Origin of the sequence: Enterobacter sp. SECR19-1250, from assembly GCF_013391025.1 — a bacterium.
GTDB classification, from domain to species: domain Bacteria; phylum Pseudomonadota; class Gammaproteobacteria; order Enterobacterales; family Enterobacteriaceae; genus Enterobacter; species Enterobacter cloacae.
The window spans coordinates 1-3972 of the sequence record NZ_JACASJ010000196.1; the positions used below are offsets into that span (position 1 = coordinate 1).

4 protein-coding genes are annotated in these 3972 nt (G+C 44.4%); 1 reads left to right on the plus strand and 3 read right to left on the minus strand.

Features of this window, described 5'->3' with window-relative positions; genetic code table 11:
- Positions 1–44: 44 nt before the first annotated feature.
- The 3 genes from HX884_RS25520 to HX884_RS25530 all read right to left on the minus strand — a co-directional run bounded on the left by HX884_RS25520 (position 45) and on the right by HX884_RS25530 (position 2554).
- Positions 45–245 carry an AlpA family transcriptional regulator gene (locus HX884_RS25520; RefSeq protein WP_033144711.1) on the minus strand — a complete coding sequence of 67 codons (201 nt, stop codon included), beginning with the start codon at positions 243–245 and terminating at the stop codon, positions 45–47.
- A 119-nt stretch (positions 246–364) separates the two neighbouring features.
- The gene (locus tag HX884_RS25525; protein ID WP_071993571.1) at positions 365–1276 is read right to left on the minus strand and encodes a hypothetical protein; all 912 of its coding nucleotides are present in this window, start codon (positions 1274–1276) and stop codon (positions 365–367) included.
- Positions 1277–1339: 63 nt separating this feature from the next.
- On the minus strand, positions 1340–2554 hold the full coding sequence (locus HX884_RS25530; protein WP_033144708.1) for an integrase arm-type DNA-binding domain-containing protein: 1215 nt from the start codon (positions 2552–2554) through the stop codon (positions 1340–1342).
- Positions 2555–2884: 330 nt separating this feature from the next.
- Between HX884_RS25530 and HX884_RS25535 the strand changes: the two genes are divergently transcribed.
- On the plus strand, positions 2885–3937 hold the full coding sequence (locus HX884_RS25535) for a tyrosine-type recombinase/integrase (protein ID WP_256737196.1): 1053 nt from the start codon (positions 2885–2887) through the stop codon (positions 3935–3937).
- Positions 3938–3972 lie beyond the last annotated feature (35 nt).

Here is a 3972-nt window from a genome sequence, read left to right on the forward strand (position 1 = left end):
ATCTGAGTTAGCCGCCTGCTGTACGGGGCGGTTTTTCTTTTCCATTACGCCACCTCGCCACGTGACTCAGTGATGCGCTGATTAATCCATTCGTCAATTTCACTTTCAATAAAAGCGATAGAGCGGGAACCAATTTTAATTGCTGCGGGGAAACGTTTCTCGCTCATAAGGCGATATAACCACGCCTTACTATAGCCAGTACGCTTTTGTACTTCATGAAAACGAATTAGAGACGGTTGTGACATGTAACCCCCAGTTTAACTAATGCGCCCTTGTTAGACGCTGATAGACAACGGGTGAAGGTTACCTTTGTAGATATCACGACTTCGGAATATTCCAACACACTCCTGGAATATTCCACTTTTCATTTCTTATCGAGATCGACGCCTCGTAGCCATTTGTCGATGGTTTTTCCTGATGGAAGTTTAAGCCCGAGCGTATCAAAATCCTTATTGATTTCACTTTGACTGTTATCAAAGTGCTTTCGGGGGTTGTTTATAACATCTTCATCTTTATAACAAAGATAAAGCAATGATTTAATCAGTTTAGCCATCGACGTTAATGTTTTATTTCCAACACTTTCCGTTACGACATTTTTAATCCGGGCAGATTCATCAGCTAGGCCAAAGAGATCAATCTTCATCCCACCATTGATTAGAATATCCAACTCATCCGCCATTATAACAAAATCGTCTGATGAGAATGTCTTCGCCTCATAAAAACAAGGACCACTCACATCAAATCCTTCCGTTGAAAACCCCCACCCCTCGGTATTTTTATTCAAGTTATTTCGCGGATGTATAAGTTGAAAAATCTCAGCTTTTTTGGAGTTCTCGAACGCAGGTAATGTTAGTTCGGTATGTGGGATAGCAAACCATCCCTTAACATTATCGGCCCAGCATGGCTGATCATCCTCGGCAGTGAAGAAATAAGCATTAGAGTCCATAGATATAAGATTATATTTAGAGGAATAATGCATAGTAAAACCTTCTGGATTGTCATTTAACTCATCTAATAAATCATCAGATAGAGAGGCATAAAAATAACAAGCGCTATCTGATTTTTTGCTCTCCTCATAATGTACGCAGAGTTGTAATACGCCAATTGCTGCATAGTGCAGAAGGTCTTCAACTTCACAACCTGATTTTTTAGCGGCTTGTTGAAGGGTATAATATTCCCTCTTTGGTAATGCCATATCGCCACCTCGCGCCCCCTGATTTTGGCGGCTATGCCAGCCCGCAGAGGTGTACGGGTTTTCGGGGATCAGCCTAGACATAGCCTATTCTTTGTTCGTCTACAGAAGTCTACCCGCATTAACTATCACTGTCTATTCATCCAGTCATAAGGATTTACCAAAACGCCCGTGAACCACGTTTTCATGGTGTTCCAGCGCATCCATATAGTCGGCATACCATTGAAGCATTTCCCGGCGGCCATCGAGATATTGAGCGTGGTTGTATGTGCCTCGAATAGAGTTTTTATCGACGTGGGCGAGCTGCGTTTCAATCCATGCGGTGTTATAGCCCTGTTCGTGGAGAATGGTACTCATGGTGTGGCGGAAACCGTGGCCTGTCACTCTCCCGGCATACCCGATGCGTTTAAAAACCTGGTTAATGCTGGCTTCACTCATGGTTTTACGCGGATCATTACGCCCAGGGAATATATAGGGATAGCGGCCTGTCATTTCCCGGATACGCATGATTATGGCTTGGGCCTGTAATGACAATGGCACGATGTGTGGGCGGCGCATCTTCATTCGCTCTGCTGGGATTTCCCACACCGCAGCATCAGCATCGATTTCCTGCCACATAGCCCCACGCAGTTCGCCAGTTCTTAAACCGGTAATGATTAGCAAACGTGCTGCCAATACCACCAGCATACTGCCGGAATACCCAGAAAGAGCCTCAAAGAACGTCGGTAGCTCAGACGTATTCAGGAAAGGATAGTGCTTGGATTCATGCCCCTGCATAGCGCTAGTGAGATCTGGCGCTGGGTTGTATTCTGCCCGGCCGGTAACAATGGCATAGCGGAAGACTTCACCGCAGCGCTGCCTAACCTTCTTAGCCTTCTCCGTTGCCCCTCGCCCCTCCATTCGGCGAAGCACATTAAGCAATTCGAGCGGCTTGATTTCCGCGATTGGTTTTTTACCAATATACGGAAAAACATCTTTATTGAATGCCTCCATAATGTCTGAGGCGTACCCCTCAGACCATTTGTATAGTTTGCTGGAGTGCCATTCACAGGCAATTTCCTGAAACGTATTCCTGACATTTGCCTCTCGAGCTATCTTTTCTTCCCGTTTCGCTTCGTTGGGATCGATACCCCCAGCGATACCCCTTTTTGCCTCATCACGTTTAGCTCGCGCATCAGCAAGGGTAACATCTGGATATACTCCCAGAGCCAGCAGCTTTTCTTTGCCTGCTACACGATACTTAAGCCGCCAGTATCGTGCGCCATTTGGGTTAACCAGAAGATAAAGCCCACCACCATCAGCAAGTTTATAGGGTTTATCTTTTGGTTTAGCGGTATCAACCTGGCGGGCGTTGAGCTTCATTGGGGGTATCTCCACAAGACCTAACAGCACATACCCCCGAATGTACCCCCAGAAGCATGTAGATTTTGGGGTATGTCAGTAGACGTAAAAATACTATCAGGAGCGACACAATACAGAGTATAAGGGGTTTGAGTGAACTTTAGTAGACGTTAGAAGATGTTTGAATGGTGCCGATAATAGGAGTCGAACCTACGACCTTCGCAGACTCTAATGAATTATCTACAAAGCCTAGCTAACTGATTGATTAAACTTAGTTAATTAGACTTTTCACCAGCAACAAAAGGTATATATCAACCCTGAAACTGCCCCGACAAAATATCAGGGGTTTACATGACTTACAAGCGTGACAGATATCTGATTCTCGACCATTGCGGGGTTTACATGGTGCGAATCGTTATACCTTCCTACATGAAGCCTTACTTCAACGGTAAGCGCTACTACATGAAATCAACAGCCACCAAAGATATCAGGCAAGCAAGGCTTTTCAGGGATGCTGTAGCGGTAGAGTTCATCAAGCTAAGGGAACAGCTTAAGCCAAAACAAAACGGCTCAAAGGTTGAGCAGATAATCAATGAACTACGTGGTATCAGCAACTTTGCAAAGGAATCACCAGTGAATTACGGGGCTAATATTGAGCGCTGTCCTACACTGATACAAATACGTGACCTTTATTTGCTGCAATATAGCGATAAACGCAAACTAACAACGCTTTCAAAGATAACTAAAGCCGTTGAGTTAATTCTTTCTCACATTAAGCAACGTGATTCACAGCTTCAGGATATTAACCGAACGGCAGTAACCGGATGGCTTGACCAACTGAAAAAAGAGAAAGCAACTCAAACGCTACAAAACTATATAAGCGCACTGGCTCAACTATTCGATTTTGCAAAGAATCGCTATCACGATGCGCCTAAAGATAATCCTTTCAGAGGGCATAGGTTAGAGGCCAAAAGTTCACATGATAGCTATGAGCCTTTCCTTATTTCTGAGTTAAGCAAGGTCTTTGAGTTACTCAATGATGAGATGAAACAGGTAACCTTAATCGGCCTTTATTCAGGGATGAGATTGAATGAAATTTGTAGCCTCACCACTGATGATATTGTGACAGAGGAAAACGTAAGGTGTTTACGCATCTCAAAAGGCAAAACAAAGAATGCTGCCCGATTGGTTCCCATTCATCCTTCAATTAACGGACTTATTGACACGCTGATTCAAAACCATACGGATAAGTTTCTTTTCAGACATGCAGCGTTAACAGACAGGGCTGATGGTAAGCGCTCTACATGGCATACACAGCAATTCACCAGAGCAAAGAGAAAGGCTTTAGGCGAGAAGGAAACAGAGAGGAAGGTCTTTCACTCGTTGCGTGGCTTTGTTGAATAAATCAGATTTCGGGTAAGTCTCCCCCGTAGCGGGTT